15 protein-coding genes are annotated in these 18646 nt (G+C 40.1%); 8 read left to right on the top strand and 7 right to left on the bottom strand.

Annotated elements, in window-relative coordinates:
- Positions 1–313: 313 nt before the first annotated feature.
- Complete coding sequence (locus ACM0OS_RS01495; RefSeq protein WP_414541382.1) at positions 314–1270, bottom strand: NAD-dependent epimerase/dehydratase family protein; 957 nt, start codon at positions 1268–1270, stop codon at positions 314–316.
- A gap of 255 nt (positions 1271–1525) precedes the next feature.
- Positions 1526–2581, bottom strand: a complete 1056-nt coding sequence (gene hemE, locus ACM0OS_RS01490) for a uroporphyrinogen decarboxylase (RefSeq protein ID WP_414541381.1) — start codon at positions 2579–2581, stop codon at positions 1526–1528.
- A gap of 161 nt (positions 2582–2742) precedes the next feature.
- On the opposite strand from hemE, the gene ACM0OS_RS01485 reads away from it, so the two are divergent.
- The 3 genes from ACM0OS_RS01485 (at position 2743) to ACM0OS_RS01475 (ending at position 6493) form a co-directional block, all read left to right on the top strand.
- On the top strand, positions 2743–3489 hold the full coding sequence (locus ACM0OS_RS01485) for a hypothetical protein (RefSeq protein ID WP_414541380.1): 747 nt from the start codon (positions 2743–2745) through the stop codon (positions 3487–3489).
- Between the two features lie 30 nt (positions 3490–3519).
- Complete coding sequence (locus tag ACM0OS_RS01480; RefSeq protein ID WP_414541379.1) at positions 3520–5592, top strand: S9 family peptidase; 2073 nt, start codon at positions 3520–3522, stop codon at positions 5590–5592.
- Positions 5593–5782: 190 nt separating this feature from the next.
- Entirely contained in the window at positions 5783–6493 is a 711-nt protein-coding gene (locus ACM0OS_RS01475; protein WP_414541378.1) for a class I SAM-dependent methyltransferase, read from the top strand.
- A gap of 73 nt (positions 6494–6566) precedes the next feature.
- Here the strand turns inward: ACM0OS_RS01475 and ACM0OS_RS01470 are convergent, their stop codons facing one another.
- Genes ACM0OS_RS01470 through ACM0OS_RS01460 form a run of 3 tightly spaced genes read right to left on the bottom strand, consistent with a single transcriptional unit; the run spans position 6567 to position 9691 of the window.
- Positions 6567–7892 carry an ABC transporter substrate-binding protein gene (locus tag ACM0OS_RS01470; protein ID WP_414541377.1) on the bottom strand — a complete coding sequence of 442 codons (1326 nt, stop codon included), beginning with the start codon at positions 7890–7892 and terminating at the stop codon, positions 6567–6569.
- 9 nt (positions 7893–7901) lie between these two features.
- On the bottom strand, positions 7902–8564 hold the full coding sequence (locus ACM0OS_RS01465) for a glycosyltransferase family 2 protein (RefSeq protein WP_414541376.1): 663 nt from the start codon (positions 8562–8564) through the stop codon (positions 7902–7904).
- Between the two features lie 26 nt (positions 8565–8590).
- A complete protein-coding gene (locus ACM0OS_RS01460) occupies positions 8591–9691 on the bottom strand; it encodes a methyltransferase domain-containing protein (protein WP_414541375.1) in 1101 nt (366 codons plus the stop codon).
- 284 nt (positions 9692–9975) lie between these two features.
- Between ACM0OS_RS01460 and ACM0OS_RS01455 the strand changes: the two genes are divergently transcribed.
- Positions 9976–10452: an Hsp20/alpha crystallin family protein gene (locus ACM0OS_RS01455; protein WP_414541374.1), complete on the top strand. Its 477-nt coding sequence runs from the start codon at positions 9976–9978 to the stop codon at positions 10450–10452.
- On the opposite strand, the gene ACM0OS_RS01450 is transcribed toward ACM0OS_RS01455, so the two are convergent.
- The gene (locus ACM0OS_RS01450) at positions 10430–10564 is read right to left on the bottom strand and encodes a hypothetical protein (protein ID WP_414541373.1); all 135 of its coding nucleotides are present in this window, start codon (positions 10562–10564) and stop codon (positions 10430–10432) included. The genes ACM0OS_RS01455 and ACM0OS_RS01450 overlap by 23 nt on opposite strands.
- Before the next feature lie 58 nt (positions 10565–10622).
- Positions 10623–11249, bottom strand: a complete 627-nt coding sequence (locus ACM0OS_RS01445) for a hypothetical protein (protein WP_414541372.1) — start codon at positions 11247–11249, stop codon at positions 10623–10625.
- Positions 11250–11538: 289 nt separating this feature from the next.
- Between ACM0OS_RS01445 and ACM0OS_RS01440 the strand changes: the two genes are divergently transcribed.
- From ACM0OS_RS01440 to ACM0OS_RS01425, 4 genes are all read left to right on the top strand, one after another.
- The gene (locus tag ACM0OS_RS01440) at positions 11539–12894 is read left to right on the top strand and encodes a UDP-N-acetylmuramoyl-tripeptide--D-alanyl-D-alanine ligase (protein WP_414541405.1); all 1356 of its coding nucleotides are present in this window, start codon (positions 11539–11541) and stop codon (positions 12892–12894) included.
- A 1998-nt stretch (positions 12895–14892) separates the two neighbouring features.
- Complete coding sequence (locus tag ACM0OS_RS01435) at positions 14893–15507, top strand: hypothetical protein (RefSeq protein WP_414541371.1); 615 nt, start codon at positions 14893–14895, stop codon at positions 15505–15507.
- A 44-nt stretch (positions 15508–15551) separates the two neighbouring features.
- A complete protein-coding gene (locus ACM0OS_RS01430; RefSeq protein WP_414541370.1) occupies positions 15552–15929 on the top strand; it encodes a hypothetical protein in 378 nt (125 codons plus the stop codon).
- Entirely contained in the window at positions 15877–18624 is a 2748-nt protein-coding gene (locus ACM0OS_RS01425) for a hypothetical protein (RefSeq protein ID WP_414541369.1), read from the top strand. The genes ACM0OS_RS01430 and ACM0OS_RS01425 overlap by 53 nt, the downstream gene beginning before the upstream one ends.
- Positions 18625–18646: the final 22 nt, after the last annotated feature.

Below are 18646 nucleotides of genomic sequence, written 5' to 3'. Positions count from 1 at the left end.
ATTTTCCAATTTGCGCTACTGCTTTAATGGTCTTAATTGCAACTTGATTTTATGTTGTATAATATTCATCCTCTAGGAGGTAATCTCCTTACTGAGTTTTAAAACAGATGAGTCAAAGGAGGCAGGGGAGCAGGGGGCAGGGAGCAAGGGAGAAAACATAGAGGGAGCTTGTTATTCCCCCCCAGCAAGAGCGCACGGCAAGGTTTTTAGCAACTGTTCCCAATTCAGGTAAATAACAGTACACTTTCATTGACTGGTATGTGGCATGATCCTGGAGAAAATTGAGCAATTAGCTAATTAATTAACCGCTTTTTTATTTAACACCTTTAACACCGCTAATTTGTAAAACATCACTCATAGTTGCACAGTAATTTGGTAAACCAAAACTAGCAGGATTGACCACAGTTTCATAATTAAAATGGCGATAGTTTATGCAGAACCGATCCCAGGCAGCCATTTGAATGCGGAACACAGCAATAATCAAATTAGCTAATGCTATAGATAGAGGAATACGAAAACGAATTTTTTTACCCAGATAAGCACAAACTTCTTCTACTGCTTGGTTTGCTGTTAACGCTGTTTGTCCCAAAACCAATTGGCGTGGTTCGTTTGCTTGGGGTGGATGTTCAATTAAATGTTGCACCGTAGTCGCAATGTCTCGCCCGTGGATAAAATGGAAACTACCATCTACTTGCAACAAGCGAATTAAATTAATATATTTGACAACTTCGGTAATTCCCGATGTGAGATGAGAATAAGGTTTATGGTCATCGCCACCTAAAACCAAAGTTGGGAAAACTTTAGTAATTTTGGGAGCTATTTCTAATTCCGCAGTTTTGTGTAAACAGTCGTATTTAGAACGAATATAATCTGTACCAATTTCCCCAGCTTCTTTGAGGGGTTGATTATTTCTATCCAAAACACTAGCTGTAGAAAAATAAATTACTTGTTCACAGCGTTGGGGATCTAGCATTTTCATTAATTCTAGGGTTTTGACGACGTTAATATCAAATGTTTCATCGCCACCCCAAGCCGTAGCTGTGAGAACCGCTATATCAATTGTCGGTAATAAATCAGCCAACAAATTAATTTTTTGCATATCACCTTGCAAAACATTGATACCAGGGCGTACCGTAGTATCAACTTGCAGCTTGCTGGGATTTCTGACTAATAAAAACAGTTCGTGATTAGTATTTTGAATTAAAGTTTCTGTTATGTAATGGCCTATACAACCGCTAGCACCGGTGACTAAAATTCTCTTTTGACTCATTATGAAATTTTAAATAAAACTTAGTAATTAAAAATGAAGAATTAAAAATAAACTTAAAAGTTCCCCTCTTAACTCTGTGTTCTCTGCGTCTCTGTGGTTAGATAAATTATTTTGTATTTTTAAACCTAAACCAAAGTTTTGTCATTGAATAACACCTAACACCAATTAAATTAAAGCTTGTTTCGTAAGGGCGGGCAAGACTTGTACTGAGCTTGCCGAAGTATGCCCACCCCACAGGAGATTGAGGAAATACAATTAAACTCCTACAGCTTTGAGTTGCTTGGCTGTTTCAAAGAAGAAAGCAACATTTTCTTCGGGAGTTTCTGGTAGTACACCATGACCGAGATTGAGAATATGACCCCAATTACCAGCTTTGCGAACAGTATCTATGATGCGATCGCGGATAAAGTCTTGGGAACCAAATAACACACCTGGGTCAAGATTTCCCTGGACTTTCACGTGTTTGCCTAATCTAGCTCTGGCTTCTGCCATATCTACAGCCCAATCGACGGTGACAATATCTGCACCTGATTTGGGCATTCTTTCCAACACACCTGCACTACCGCTAACCAACAAAATCAATGGTGTATCAGGATGGGTTTGCTTGACTTGCTGGAAAACTCTTTGCTGATAAGGCAAAGCAAAAGTGTCATAATCTTGGGGGCTGAGTTGGCCGGCCCAAGAATCGAACATTTGCACAACTTGAGCGCCGCAGTCAATTTGGTAGCGTGTATAGACGGCGATCGCATCAGCTAATTTTGCTAACAGCTGATGTAACATGGTCGGGTCGGAAAACGCCATGTTTTTGATCACAGAGTAGGTTTTAGAACCTTTACCCTCAACTGCATAAGCCGCTAATGTCCACGGCGCACCCACGAAGCCTAACACGGTGGATTGATTGCCTACTTCCTGGCGTAATGCCTGCAAAATGGTTTTGATAAAAGGTAGTTCTGCTTCTGGTTCCAAAGGACGCAGGCGATCAATTTGTTCTTGGGTGCGGAGGGGCGAGTGGATGATTGGGCCTTTACCTTCCGCAATGTCCATGTCAATGCCCAACCCAGGCAATGGGGTAACAATGTCGGAAAATAAAATCACTCCGTCTGGCCCGAATGCTCTCCAAGGTTGTAGGGAAACCTCAATCGCCACTTCGGGAATTTCTGAGCGATCGCGGAAAGAAGGATATTTTTCCCGTAAATCTCGATATGCTTTCATATATCGTCCCGCTTGACGCATCATCCAGACAGGGGGACGATCTACTACTTCACCACGAGCAGCCCGGAGGAGATGAGGAGCCGTTAACGAAACACCCATTTAACACTTCATCCTAAGTCATTTTTTTTATGCCACTGTTTAGCTTATCATTCTGGGATTACGCTTTCGTAATTCGTAATTCGCAATTCGTAATTCGTAATTAAATATTCTTCCCTACTCCCTATTCCCCACTCCCTATTCCCCACTCCCTCAATCTCAATATGCAAACTGACTCTAATAGTCCTTCTCGTGCTGCATCTACCTCCCAACCAAGAAAATTATTGATTCCCCGTTCCCATAGACGGCAATTTTGCTTTTTGTTTACTTTGATGACGGTCTTAGGATGGGTTGTGGGTGGCATTACCAGTATAGGTTTAGAGAAAACAATCTTAGGCAGCCTACCACCATCTGATTCTTTTCACTGGGTGAGATTACTCGGTAGCATTGTGTTTGCGATTATTTTTGCCGCCGATCAAGCCCTGGTTTTGCGTCGCTATCTCTCCGGTGGGCTATGGTTTTTGGCCACTAGTGCTGGTTGGTTAATTGCCAACAATGTAGCGATCGCCTGGGTAAACTATATTTCATCTATTGCCGCTTCTTTAAATGAAACAGCATCTCCACAAGTCACTATCATTCTCGGCGTTTTGTCAACAGTCTCTTACATTCTTTCCGGAATTTGGCTGGGAATGTGCCAATGGCTGGTGTTGCGACGCTACACAAAACAAGCGTGGTTATGGAATTTTCTGCCTTCTGTTGCCTTTTTTTTGATTAGTATTTTTGTTTGGTCGCTGTCTCAAGTGCAGGATTTAATTCCAGAAATGAATCGTACTCCGATATTGTATTGGAGTGAACAAGGATTTACGGCTGTTATTCTCGGAGTTATACCAGCAATTGGCTTGTGTACCTTGAAAAGAAACTTTCATCGCCCAACAAAAAGTTCTAGTTCATCCTCTGTTACCAATAGCTAGTTGCTGGATAATTGCTACAGGTTAAAAAATATGAATAAAGATAACGTTTTACAAAATATCGTCACCCACCCGCCAGTTGCCGAGCAGCAACCTTATGTTTTAGAGTTACATGGCGATCGCCGCATAGATAAATACTTTTGGATGCGCGATCTCGAAAATCCCCAAGTCATTGCCTATCTAGAGGCAGAAAACGCCCATACAGCAGCGATGATGCAGCATACAGAAGCTCTGCAAACCCAGCTTTACAATGAAATGCTGGCACGAATCAAAGAAACAGATTTATCAGTGCCATACCGTAAAGATGAATATTATTATTATTCACGCACCGAAGAAGGTAAAGCATATCCCATTCATTGCCGAAAAAAGGGTAGTTTAGAAGCTACTGAAGAAGTCTTAATCGATGAAAATGAATTAGCCCAAGAACATGAGTTTTTTGAATTAGGTGTGTTCGCAATTAGTCCTAATCATCAAATATTAGCTTATTCATTTGATACTAGTGGTTCGGAACAGTACACACTGTATTTTCTGAATTTAAATACATATCAATTGTATCCAGAAACAATTCCCGAAACTTATTTTTCTTTTGCTTGGGGCAACGATAACCAAACAGGCTTTTACACTAAAATTGATGATGCCAACCGTCCTTATCAACTGTTTAGACACACGTTAGGAACTGCGGCAAACCAAGACGTGCTGCTTTATGAAGAAACAGATGATATTTATCATTTATATGTAGGGGAAACCCGCAGCCAAGCATATATAATGATGCATTTGCAAAGTAGCATCACCACAGAAGTACATTATTTAGATGCCAACAATCCCCAGAGTGAGTTGCAAATTATTCGCCCACGCACGACGGGAATAGAATACAGTGTTGAACATCATAATGACAACTTTTATATTGTTACCAACGATGCAGCCACTAATTTTAAATTAGTGAAAACGCCTGTTGCTCAACCATCACTGGAAAATTGGCAAACTATAATACCCCATCGAGACGATGTATTGCTGTTAGATGTGAGCCTGTTTGCCAACCACTTAGTAATTTATGAAAGAAAAGGCGGATTACCAACTGCTAGGGTACAAAATTTATCCACAGGTGAGGAAAACAATATTATTTTTCCTGAACCAACTTATGAATTTTACGAAGGCAATAATCCAGAATTTAATACTAAAATCCTCCGCTTTCATTACACCTCTTTCATTACGCCGGCATCTGTTTTCGATTACAATATGGAAACAAATGAAAGAGAATTAAAAAAGCAAACAGAAGTTTTGGGTGGCTACGATAAAACTCAATATCAGAGTGAGTGGCTAATGGCCACCGCCCCAGATGGGACAAATATTCCCATATCTATTGTTTACAAACAAGGAATGCAAAAAGACGGCAAAAATCCCTTGTTATTAACAGGATATGGTGCCTATGGTTCTTCTTACCCAGCATCATTTTCATCAACAAGATTAACATTGTTAGACCGGGGTGTAGTGTGTGCCATTGCCCATATTCGCGGCGGTGAAGAAATGGGGCGCAAGTGGTATGAAGACGGCAAATTCTTACAAAAAAAGAATACCTTTACAGATTTTATCGCCTGTGGAGAGTATTTAATTAATCAAGGTTGGACAGCAAGCGATCGCCTAGCAATTACTGGCGGGAGTGCAGGCGGTTTATTAATGGGTGCAGTCATCAATATGCGTCCTGATTTGTTTAAAACCGTTGTTGCTAATGTCCCCTTTGTAGATGTTGTCACCACAATTTTAGATACCTCCCTACCATTGTCAGCAATGGAATGGGAAGAATGGGGAAATCCCAACGACAAAGTTTATTATGACTACATGAAATCTTACTCACCCTACGATAACGTAGAATCTAAAGACTACCCAGATTTATTAATTACCGCAGGGTTAAACGATTCTCGCGTTAAATATTGGGAACCCGCTAAATGGACAGCCAAACTCCGAGAACTGAAAACAGATAATCATATTTTGTTGTTAAAAACCAACATGGGTGCAGGACATAGCGGCGCATCTGGACGTTATGAAAGTTTGCGTGAATTGGCTTTTGAGTATGCTTTTATTCTCGATAGATTGGGTTTAGGAAAATAAGCACAATTATCTGACATTGATCACCAATTGACCTAATGGATTGAACAACCTTTAATCAATAGGGAGAAATAGTTTTGACATCAGAATAGGCAAGTATTTTTTCGTCTACACTCACTACAGGCACATCTATCGCAGAGCCTGATAAAATTAGCGCGTAATCATAACCGTACATACCTAGAGCAAAAGCATAATGACTAATGAAACTGTCTCGTATCCCGCCGATTATTTTAAAAGTTGGTTTTTTGATACAGATTACCAAACTATAGCTGCGATTATTTGGGAAATTTATCAACCAAAAACAGTCGTCGAGTTTGGTTGCGGCCCCGGTCACCTTAGTCGAGAACTGGCTAAAATAGGGGTACAAGTTACAGCAGTTGATGGTTATTCTCAACCAGATTTTGCCGAATTATCAGTAGAATTTCATTCTCTAAATCTCAACGATCCTACTGCGATCGCTCACCTTTTCACCAATAAATCTTTTGATTTAGCTTTATCGCTAGAAGTAGCCGAACACCTAGAACCAGAAGTTTCTCCTACCATAGCTAATTGGCTAACTAAAGTTGCTCCAGTTGTCATATTTTCCGCCGGGGTTCCCGGTCAAGAAGCGCATGGGCATATCAATTTACGGCCCCGTGATTATTGGCACAGCTTATTTACTCAAGCTAATTTTATAGCCGCTGACCGCATACGAGAAAAGTTACGCCTGCATCCTAGTATTGCACATTGGTATCGTCTCAATATTTTGGATTATGTTCATATTGACCATGCACAAATTCCCCAACCCGATGAAGTTATTCGTCGCTTAATTGCATCGGAATCTGCTGCTACTACAGCTTATTATGAACAACGTTCTAAACTTTATGCGCTCCAGGAACAGGGGTTAATTGTGTTGGATGATTAAAGGGTGTCAGGACAGGGTATGCGCGTAGGGGTTGATAAGACAGGACTAAAGTCCTGACTACAAACACAAACCTTTACTTATTTTGCCAAATTAGTTCTAGACGCTCTTGGGCTGTTTTCAGAGCTTTTTCTGGAGACTCACCCAACAAGGAGGCCTCAATGGCTCGACCAAGACTATCAGATAGACTACTATAACCCGCAAGAATTGGCCGACCACGTGCTGCGGGCATTTGTTCTAGAAACACCTTCAGCACAGGTTTTTGATTAATAAATTGCTGGAAGGCTTCACTTTGGGTAGATTTAATATTTACTGGCAAAAAACCCGTCCCAATACTCCATTCTGTTTGAAATCCTTCACTCAAAACAAACTCTAAAAATTTGAAAGCGGCTTGTTCTCTCTCTGGTGTGGTTTTCATCACATACAAATTACCATCACCAATAGCTGTAGCTTGTTCCACACTAGCCGGCATAGGAAAGACTTGATAATCCACATCAGACTTCATGATATAAGTCCAAGGGCCAGTAATCTGCATAGCAACACGACCGGCAATAAAGTCGTCTTCTTCATAACCCCGTTCAGGTGCAGACAATTTTACCGAACCATCGTTAATTAAATCTTGCCAAAATTGCAAAGCAGTAACAGCAGCATCGGTAGTCAAATTGGGTCGATTATCAGTAATTATTTCTCCTCCAGCACTCCATAAAAAGGGTAACCAACTAAATACAGTCCATTCACCTTTACCTAATGGCAATAACATTCCATGCTGTTCGGGTTGACCATCGCCATCTTTATCTATAGTCAATTTTTTCGCAGCGTCTCTTAATTCATCCCAAGTTTTTGGCGTTTGTGTAATTCCCGCTGCTTGGAACAAATCGGGGCGGTAAAAAATGCCAATATTACTTGTGTAAAGTGGAACTGACCAAAGGTGATTATCTAATGTTAATGCCTCTAATAAATTGGGGCTAACTTCCGATTTGACGGGTGATTTTTCCAGCAATTTTTCTAAAGGTCGAATCGCATCTAGTTCGACAAACTGACCTGTAATTTGCGGGTAAAAAGTTAAAATATCTGGAGGTACATTCCCCACAACTGCGGCGAGAATTTTCGGCAATTGTTGGTCTAGTCCACCTGCAAAGATAGATTCTACTTGGATATCAGGATGAGTTTGATTAAATTTATCTACTAGTTTTTGAAACACATCCCGATTAGCTGGGGGATTAATTCCTTGCCATAGTGTTAGGCGAATTACTCCATCATCTTTTTGTGCTGAAGCTTGACAACCCGATAAAAATATGAGACACGAACTTAGAACAATTCCTAAAAATAATAGCTTCCAAGTAGAAGCAATTACTTGACGCCAAGAACTGCTGATTGGGTGTAGTAAGGGGATACTTTTCATACCAACTAATTAGCTAGATGAAGAAATTTTTTCTAAAACACTTTTAGTTATACTAGTTTCGGCTCTGGTATAAATATAAGTTTGCGGTTCACTGACTTTTTGGGTATGGAAGATTTTTTCTGCCCGTTCCCAAAAGTCGGTATCTTCTCCATAAGGAATATCATTAAATCCCTTTAATTCAAAAAATACTTTCCTTTTCCCAAAAAAGGTGGGGCCTAAAACGCATTCTCGTAAATTAATTGTTTTTCCAGGTTGAAAATAATCTGCTACCCAAATTTCTTCTGTAGAGTAAAAGCCACCTTGGATTAAGTCAATTTCGGGATTAGCTTGCATATATTCTAGTCGGGAATCTAGATGATTAGGTTTGTAAGCATCATCACTGTCGAGAAATGTAATGTAATTACCAAATGATGCCTGAATCCCTGCATTTTTAGAGTATCCTAATTTCCGATTTTGATGTCTCAAATAACGAACATTGTGCAATTTTTGCAGATATGGGTTGACAATTTCAAAGGTATTATCTTGACTACCGTCATCTACTACAACTAATTCCCAATCAGCAAAAGTTTGATCAATAACACTATTAATACAGTTATTTAGATATTCTGCACGGTTATAAGTACAGAGAATAACTGATATTTCTGGTTTTACATCAAAGTTGATACAACTCATAAATCGTGATTAATTGTGTATTAAGTTTATTTTTCAGCCATGATACAAGTGGCGACGGGGTAATCTGGATGAAAAGCGTCTAGTTCTTCGGTAGTTAGTTCTTCTACGGCAATTCCATGATAACTGGCGATGACACTAATAGGATTACCATAGACGTATAACTGTTGTTGGGAAAAGTGTCTAAATATCGAAGCAAAAGCATCAGGTAAAGGTCGCCAGTAATCCATAGGGGTAGCATGAACTCTGATAGCACTTGGTACCATAGCAAAACATTTCCCGCCCGGTTTTAACCATTTGTGAATATTTTCTACTGCTATCCAAGGGGCATAACAATGTTCTAATACATTGAAAATGATGATTGAATCGAAAGATTCTGGCTCGATGACTGATACTTGGTGAACATCGCCCACTATATCAATGCCAGGGCCTGCTTCTAAGTTAAGAATTTTATATGAAGTTCCTGAGTTAACTTGATAAAAATCTTTATCTTTTGGTGTTCCGCCAATTTCTAAAACATTACCGACAATTTGTGGACGAATTTCCGTAATAAATTTACTGAGGTAGTATCTATCAACAGGAGTTCCCCTAGTTAATCCAAATGCCTGACAAATTGGCACGGTTTTTTTTAAATCGCCCCAGTCTATAGAACCAGTAGCAGGTGAAAGTAAACCGATATTTTCTAATTTTTCTACTATTTTGCGGAAGTCTTCTAAATTTTGAATTGAGTCTAAATCATCCTTTAATTCACATGAAGAAAACAATTGTAGCAAAACTTGGTAATTTTCTTGACTTAATTCACCAAGTTCAAATTGCATCTCTTTTTCGATAAAGCTGCGAAATCCTTTACCAAAAATTGTGACGCTGCCATCTGCTAAATATACTATTGCATCTGGCATTAATTGTTCATATTTGTTTAGTTCATTAATATATTGATAATTTGTTAATTTAATTTTTTGAAATATTTCGTAGGATGTTTCTAAAGAATGTTCATGGACAAAAATTTCTAGAATAATTAACCATGACTTGACCGGAATCATTTCTGCTGTGCGCTGACTCCACGCAAAAATGGCATATAACTTGGCATCTTCTATTTTCAAAAAAGCATTGGGAACATATTGTTTAGCCATGCAATTAATTATCGGAATTTGCTAGGAGTTCAGATTGACTCAGGTATTATAAGCTATTTCCGGGTTTGTAACGAAATATGAAATTAATTATGGAGTACGGTTATTGCGATCGCACCTGACGATAGAACCGAACCTACTCGATTTAACGTGGATCTAATGTGTTATTAGGAAGCTGAAGATTAAGCTTTAATAGATACAATATTGACCACAAAGAGCCTCAAAAGCTTGAGATTGAGCCTCCTAAGACTAAACACAATACTTAGGACATCTTAGCGGTGATAGCTATGGCAATAACTCGTTGGGAACCATTCCGAGGATTTGAACGTTGGGAACCGTTTCGGGAAATTGACACCTTACAGCGGCAAATGAATCGTTTGTTAGAAAGGTTAAGCCCCACTGATGGTGGTGAAAGGATGGGATTTCTCTTCACCCCGGCGGCTGAACTTGAAGAAACAGAGGATGCAATTCACTTGAAACTGGAAGTTCCTGGTTTAGAAGCCAAAGATATAGATATAGAAGTAACTCCTGAATCAGTTTCTATTAGTGGTGAGAGGAAGTCTGAATCTAGAACTGAAGACCACGGTGTCACTCGGTCTGAATTTCAGTATGGCCAATTTCAACGGGTAATTCCCTTACCTTCGCTGATTCAAAATGACAAAGTGCAAGCTGATTATCAACATGGCATTCTCCGCTTGACTTTGCCAAAAGCTGAATCAGAAAAACACAAAGTGGTCAAAGTCAATGTTGGTTCATGTGAATGAGGAAGTGACGAGTAGGCAAGTAATCTGCACCTAAATGAATTTTTGCCCAAGTTCTTTGGGTAATAAAGTGAGTTGGGGCGATCGCTCTACAGATAAAACTTAAGTGTGCCAAAGAAGTCTAACTTCCTTGGCACTATTTTTGTCTTCAATTGACCAACGAAACTGAGTTTTTAATTCATCGGTGGCGCGATCATTCCTGGTTCAGCAGGGCTTTCTTCAGTGCCTGGTGCTGGTGTCATGGTTTCTGATTCTTCTTCTTCAGCAGGGCTTTCTGGAGTACCAGCGTCGGGCGCGATCATTCCTGGTTCGGAGCTATCTGGAATGGTAGTACCAGGTGCTGGTGTAATAATAGTTTCTGATTCGGTAGAGTTATTTAAATTCCCAGGCGCTGATTCTTCCGATTCTTCTAGTTCGGTAGAGCTATCTGGAATGCCAGGTGCTGGTGTAATGGTTTCTGGTTCGGTAGAATTATCTAGATTGCCAGGTGCTGGTGCTGGTGTCATAGTTCCTGGTTCGGTAGAGCTACCTGGAGTTGTAGCACCTGGTGTGGTTCCTGGTGTGGTTCCTGGTGTGGTTCCTGGTGTGGTTCCTGGTGTGGTTTCTGGTGTGGGTGGAGTTTCTGCTTCGGTAGGGCTGCCAGATTGGGATCTTGGTGAGACTGGAGTACCACCCGGACAACGAGAATTGAGCGGAGATGCCTCACACAAAATTTCTAGACCTTGTGGTGACAACTCGATTTCTTGAACTTCAGCGGTGGCAACATTAGTGGTTAGCGCCAATGTTAGAGCTGTACCCATCAGGGTCAAATATTTTCTCTTCATTCTGTCATTAACCTCACATCTGAAACAGTCCGTCTTCAATGAAGGTCATTTTATGCATAGATAGCTAACCACTCAGCGCCTCGTTACGAAAACTGTAACGAATTGCAAAGCAAACCATATAGTTTTATTACCAAAAAGTGATGGGCTAAGAGCTAGGGGTTAAGAATTTTTTCCTTCATCTTCCCCAGCTTCCAGTCCCCACAGCACCAGAAAATTTGTATACTTGGTTGTTTCCCAACTGCAACTAAATTTATACCTGATACCTATGCCTTTGTCTGCCACCCTTTCCCAACTGTTAGAAGTTCTTTCGGCTCAACCTGTGAATTTATCTGAGACTGCTTTAGCCCAAGTAGGTAGCACTATCCAAACAGATACTCGGATTTTGCAACCGGGTGGAGTCTTTTTGGCGTTACGAGGCGAAAATTTTGATGGACATGAGTTTGTTGCTAGTGCGATCGCCAAGGGTGCTTTAGCTGCTATTGTCGATTTTTCTTATGAAAATACCGAATTGCCTGTATTGCGGGTCAGTAATACCTTAGAGGCATATCAAAAAATTGGCAGATGGTGGCGCGATCGCTTTGATATTCCGGTGATTGGGGTGACTGGTTCTGTGGGCAAAACTACAACGAAGGAACTGATTGCAGCTGTTTTGGCAACCCAAGGTAAGGTTCACAAAACCTATGGAAATTTTAATAACGAAATTGGTGTACCCAAAACTTTATTAGAACTCGGTATAGATTATAACTATGCTGTGATTGAAATGGCAATGCGCGGTCGGGGTCAAATTGCTGAATTAACGCACATAGCACGTCCGACGGTGGGGGTAATTACTAATGTGGGTACGGCACATATTGAGTTGCTGGGTTCGGAAGAGGCGATCGCAGAGGCTAAATGTGAGTTATTAGCAGAAATGCCCCCAGATAGTGTAGCAATTCTCAATCATGACAATCCCTTACTCATGGCTACAGCGGCGAAAGTTTGGACAGGGGAAGTTTTAACTTATGGTTTAACTGGTGGTGACATCCAAGGATCATTAATTGATTATCAGACAATCAAAGTTTCCGGAATGGAATTGCCTTTACCGTTGGCTGGCCGTCATAATGCCACAAATTTTTTAGCGGCTTTAGCTGTGGCAAAGGTTTTGGGCATTGATTGGTCACATTTAAAACAGGGTGTTGTCGTGAATATGCCCACGGGGCGATCGCAACAATTTAGTTTGCCCAATGATGTTTTAATTTTAGATGAGACTTATAATGCTGCACCAGAAGCGATGTTAGCAGCGTTGCATTTATTGGCAGATACACCCGGAAAACGCAAGATTGCTGTGTTGGGTGCCATGAAAGAATTAGGAGAGCGATCGCAACAACTGCATGAAAAAGTCGGTGAAACAGTACAACAGTTGCAATTAGACGGTTTGCTGGTGTTGGTGGATGGACAAGATGCCGAAGCGATCGCTAAAGGTGCCGCAGGTATCCCCTGTGAGTGTTTTGCTACTCATGCCGATTTACTAGCCAGATTAACAACATTTGTCCAAGCAGGCGATCGCTTATTATTCAAAGCCGCCCATTCGGTGGGACTAGATCGCGTTGTCAATCAGTTGCGTGCAGAATTTTCTCCTTAAGCCTCAAAAAGATGTGGGAAAAACATTGCTATACCAGAGCTAATTGTCACTCAAAAGGGCAACAATGATGTCACATAACATCTTTTTTTTGGCGATTAAGTTCAATAATCAAGCCTATGGGATGAAATATTTAGACATAAATTATTATATGAAAAGCCAAATTTGAGTAGACATAAAAAAGTCCGCACCTGCGGACTTTTAAATTGGATAAGGTTAGGTTCTTAACAAGATGGACTACAACTTGTTAGAGGTTATCTTTATTGTTTATGCATAACTAAAAAAAATCAAGTATCTCTCAAAGACACTTTAGACTTAAGTCCTATATTTATGTCTTTTCTCACAAATTAAATATCACATCAACAATATAGAGTTTTTACTGCCTATTTTTTGCAGTTATTTTTTCTGGAAATGCCATACTTTGATTTGTGATTGCGCCCAGAGTAATTTATATCACTTATCAAACAGACATAAGTCAGAAAATTGTGTCTGTATTCTTGGCTTATGGGAATTAATAGTTGGCAAAAGTTAAATTTATTCGTGGAGCGAGGAAACTAGGAATAGGACAACAGTACTTACGTAAGCAACCACGTATTTTCGTCATTGCGACCGTAGGGAAGCAATCTCAAAGCCTTGATTTTCTTAGCGAGTGTGTAAGTCCTATCTTTAACCCAACAAATTAGACTAGACGCGCCAGTAGGTTGAGTTGAGGCTTTGCGTTCGCGTAGCGTGCCGTAGGCAAACCCAACGCTACATCTGATACACCATTTTAGCTGTGTCAGTCCACTAACTTGTACACCATAGCTGGAAAAGGGAGGCAGCGCGGTGGGCGGGTTTTCGGATTTGTAGACGCACGCTGTACGGCTTCTCACAGAATAGCAACTGGCGTGGGTTAGGGGGGATGGAAACGCTTTTAGGCAATTTGATCAGACTTTTGTGTACACGTAGTCCAACCCCCCTTTCTTCCCCGGCTCCCCCTGCTCTCTTCTACTAGTACCAAATTGTTGCAGTTAAACCCTATTTTTCTGTATCTTTACTATTGTCATTAATTCTTGTGTGTTTCTACACTGGACATTTTGCTACCTATCCAGTAACCTAATCCTGATGGTCGCAAATAAGGGATAATAAACGGGTAAGAAATGATAATACCACGTAAAATTTGACATTGATTGTAGAGTTATGATGAATTTCACCGAACAAACACTCAATCAACAACATCTCACTAGCTACAATCCCCGAATTGAACGGAAAAGCACCAGGTTTTACTCAACTAATCTCAGATTTCTGGTTTACAATCAAGTAAAAAATACATAAAGGATATCGGAACACTGTTAATATTTAAGACTGGAAGCCTACACAAGATGAACTAAGCGATCGCCAAATCATTAGCTCAATGCAGTGTAAACACTTACGCTATTCTCCGTGCCTATCTAGTGTTTTCCACAAGTAGGTTTTTCAGGCATGATCTTATGGTCTTGAAGTTGTGAAAATTACTTTTAGCTGGCATCAGTTGTTCTGTAAGCCAACTTCCCAAAAATCCACCAATCTCTGGACTACTTACTGCCTAATATGTCAAGTAAATAACATGAAAGATTTTAGGCATCTGATTTTGATCACAATTTAGGTTTAGAGGAAAAGACAGATTTTCATTATCACTACTTACCTCACTCATAAGCCAAGTAATCAATAGGTAAAAAAACTAACTTTTTTAATGACTGTAATAGAGAGTATTCTCGGCTGCCGAAGGACAAATTTATCTTACTTGTAATACCTCACACATGAGGGAATGGCTATGTATTTTAAATAAAGTACTTAACTGAATGTTAAGAATTGATTAATACATCCTTAATAACATCTTCCTAAATGAACATATATGATGTTTTATGTGTTTCATTTACTCACACTGCTTTCTGAAGATGAAATCTTAGCGGGCGTTAAATGGTAAAACTTTTAAGGATGAATATCACTAATAGTTGTTATAGATAACAGGGAAATGGGCAAATGTTTAGAAATGACAGTGTGAGAAAATTCGACCTAAATTTAAATGATAGTGCAACGATCACATCTGGCAAATCAAGAAAAATATGGTCATTATGGCGACTGCGGGTGGTAGAATCGCTGCCTTTTTTGATTGCTTGCGCTGTGTTTTTAAGCGTTGTTAGCCTGAAAAGCCCCATCCTGGTATTTTGTTTGCTGGTTGGTAGTTTAATAACAATAATCTTCCAGCAAGTTGGTCAGCTAGTTAGTTTACCGCAGCGATGGCTGATACTATTACAAATATTTGCAGCAGCCATCATCCTCAGTTTATTTTGGTTAGACTATTTTGCAGGGACGGCAAACGCACAATTTTTTGGTAGAGCCGAAAATTTTTTTAGAACTACTTTAACAGAAGGTACAGGAAGCAATACTAATACCCAAGCAGCAGTCAGTTTAATATTCAACGTGTTGCGAGCAATTTATCTACTCTATATAGCTGTTTCTCTCATTGGTGTCATTAACGCCGTCCGTAAAGATGAAGATTGGCAAAGTATCGCTAGAGTTCCCTTGTTAGTAGTGGTTGCTGTAACTGTCGCTGATGTGCTGACAGGCTTTGTAATTGGGGATAGCACTAACTAATTCATCTCTTATGGGTCAGATGAAGTAAAGTTAAGAAATGTCTTATGTCTCAAGAACGAGAACCAGAATTTCGTCCAGTCAATCAAATCCTAGGATCACAACCATCATTAGGGCCAATTCCGGCTGATCAAATTTTCCCTTGGCTGGTAATTGTGTTAGCTGCTTACTTTATTGTCAATGGAGTTTTCGGAGGGATTTTTGCCGATGATTTTCAAAGATGGTTGTGGACAGTATTGATTGCTGGCTGGGGGATAGCAACTTGGTGGATATTAACTGGTGGTAGGAGTTGGCGGTTTTTAAGCAAATTTATTGGAGTTCCCACTTGGACAAGAGGCTTTGCTCGTTATCAAAGCTTGCTAGAAGTTAATCATGAAGCAAAAAATCGGAAAACAAAGCGTCGGTCTCGCAGGTCAAGAAAGTAGATTGACACCATTTGAAGATGCGTTACATTTGGCGACAATGCTCGGCATTTCGCTGAACGGACGCGATATCGGCGCTTACATTTTAAATAAAGGAACCCAAAAAGATAAGTTTTGCTTTGTCTTTGGTTTTGAATGCCGAGGCATCCACACTACCTTAAGAAGTGAACAAATAGACACAATTTTTAATAACATCGAATCTGGATTAAAAGATATTCCCGAAGGTGAAAAAATGACCTTACATATGGGGTCTTTTAGTTCAGATAAACAACGCCAACACGAACTAGGCGACTTAGTAAGGCACACACCATCACGGGATATCAAATATTTACTGACAGCCGAAAGAGCCAGAATTCAAGAACTGACTACTTCGGGGATTCGCAAGCCAAAATTTCTCAAAATTTATGTTACTTACACCATAGAACCAAATACGACCCAAGCAGACGATTGGATTGAGAAACTTTTATCCAAAGCTGAAGTATGGTGGTTAAAATTCAAAGGTGAACTGGCAGATGTGCAGAATCAGCGCATCGAAACATTAATCATCAAAGCTTACCAACAAGGTTTTTCCCGATGGGAACAGTTGTTATCTAACAAAATGGGTTTAGATGTCAAACCTTTAAATGCTGATGAATTATGGGCCCACGCTTGGCAGCGATTTAATGATACCGAACCTATAGAAATTCCCCAACTAATTCATTTAGATGAAAATGGATTACACGAACAAGTAAATTCAGATTTACCTAGTACCAGATTACTGATAGAAAATATTCACAGCACAACCTTGTTGATGGAGTCTGGTGTACCTTGTGCCGACCGCCGTTGGGTTAACGTGAAAAACAAGTATATTGGCGCGTTGACATTTTTAGAAAAACCTGGTGGTTGGCAAAATAAATTTTCTCAGTTGCGTTATTTGTGGGAACTGCTAGCTAGAGAAACAGTAGTAGATACAGAAATTTTTTGTGAGTTAACAGCCGCTAACCCAGCATTAGTTAAAACTACTTTGCAACGAGTGTTGAAACAGTCAAACATGACAGCACTCATGGCTCAAGAAAAAAGTAAAACTATTGATGTCAACGCGCAATTAAAATTAAAAAAATCCGTAGCAGCCCAGGAACAATTGTATGAAGGAGCGGTGCCAATATATACGAGTGTAGCGATTTTTGTGCATCGTCCCAACGTGGAACAATTAGACCAAGCCACAAGATATATTGAAAACTGCTTTCAACGCCCAGCCCAGGTAATTAGAGAAATAGAGTATACCTGGAAAATTTGGCTACAATCTTTACCAATAGTTTGGGAAGGTTTGTTAGTTAAACCCTTTAACCGTCGTCAATTGTATTTAACTAGTGAAGTTCCTGGGTTAATGCCCTTAGTCATCACCAAAGCTGGAGATAGCCACGGCTTCGAGTTGATTGCTGAAGAAGGAGGAACACCCATACACCTAGATTTATTTAACCAACACAAAAATTTAGCGCTATTTGCGACAACTCGTGCTGGTAAATCAGTATTAGTGTCAGGAATTTTAACCCAAGCCTTAGCTCATGGTATTCCCGTAGTCGCCTTGGACTTTCCCAAACCTGATGGCTCATCCACCTTTACCGACTATACCGAGTTCATGGAGGGCAATGGCGCTTATTTTGATATTTCCAAACAATCAAATAACTTATTTGAACAGCCAGATTTGCGATCGCTTTCTCCAGAACAACAGCGCGATCGCCTGCTCGATTATACTGGCTTTTTAGAATCGGCTCTCATGACAATGGTTTTGGGTTCATCCACCGAAAGTCAACTGCTAGCCCAAACCGTACGTTCCCTCATCAACTTAGCTTTAAGTGCTTTCTTTGCTGATGCAAGTATTCAAGAGCGATATCAACAAGCTATAGCTGGAGGATTTGGTAGTGAAGCTTGGCAAAAAACCCCTACCTTAAAAGACTTTTTGTATTTCTGTTCACCAGAACATCTGCAATTAGAATCTCTCAGTGGCAGAGTTGATGATGCCCTCAGTCAAATTCAACTGCGCCTGCGATTTTGGCTTTCTAGCCGCGTAGGACAATCCATTTCTGCACCATCTAGCTTTCCCACAGATGCCCAACTTTTAGTTTTTGCCCTGCGAAACTTATCAGATAACGAAGATGCCGCCGTATTATCTTTAAGCGCTTATTCTGCGGCGTTGCGACGTGCATTAAGCAGTCCCGCTTCCATCTTCTTTATTGACGAAGCCCCAATTTTATTTGAATTTGACCAAATTTCTGATTTAGTCGGCAGAATTTGCGCCAACGGAGCTAAAGCAGGGATTCGGGTAATTTTATCAGCACAAGACCCTGATACCATTGCCAAATCCAAAGCCGCATCCAAAATTCTACAAAACTTAACTACACGCTTAATTGGTCGTATCCAGCCAGTAGCAGTAGATAGTTTTGTCAGCATCTTAAAATATCCCCGCGATATTATTTCTCGTAATGCCACAGAAAGCTTTTTCCCTCGCAAAGAAGGCATTTATAGCCAATGGTTGTTAGATGATAACGGCATTTATACCTTCTGTCGTTACTATCCAGGATATGAACAATTGGCAGTAGTTGCTAACAACCCCAATGAACAAACTGCACGCCAACAAGCAATGCTACGTTACAACGATAAATATGAAGCAATTTCTGTATTTGCCCGGCAACTAGTAGCTTCGTTGCGTGGTAGTTAATTAAGATAAAAACTAGTGAACA

Origin of the sequence: Nostoc sp. CCY0012 (assembly GCF_963920855.1) — a bacterium.
In the GTDB taxonomy this organism is placed as follows: Bacteria; Cyanobacteriota; Cyanobacteriia; order Cyanobacteriales; family Nostocaceae; genus Cyanocohniella.
The sequence above is the reverse complement of the archived record's forward strand: the minus strand, read 5'-3'. Positions and strand labels throughout refer to the sequence as shown.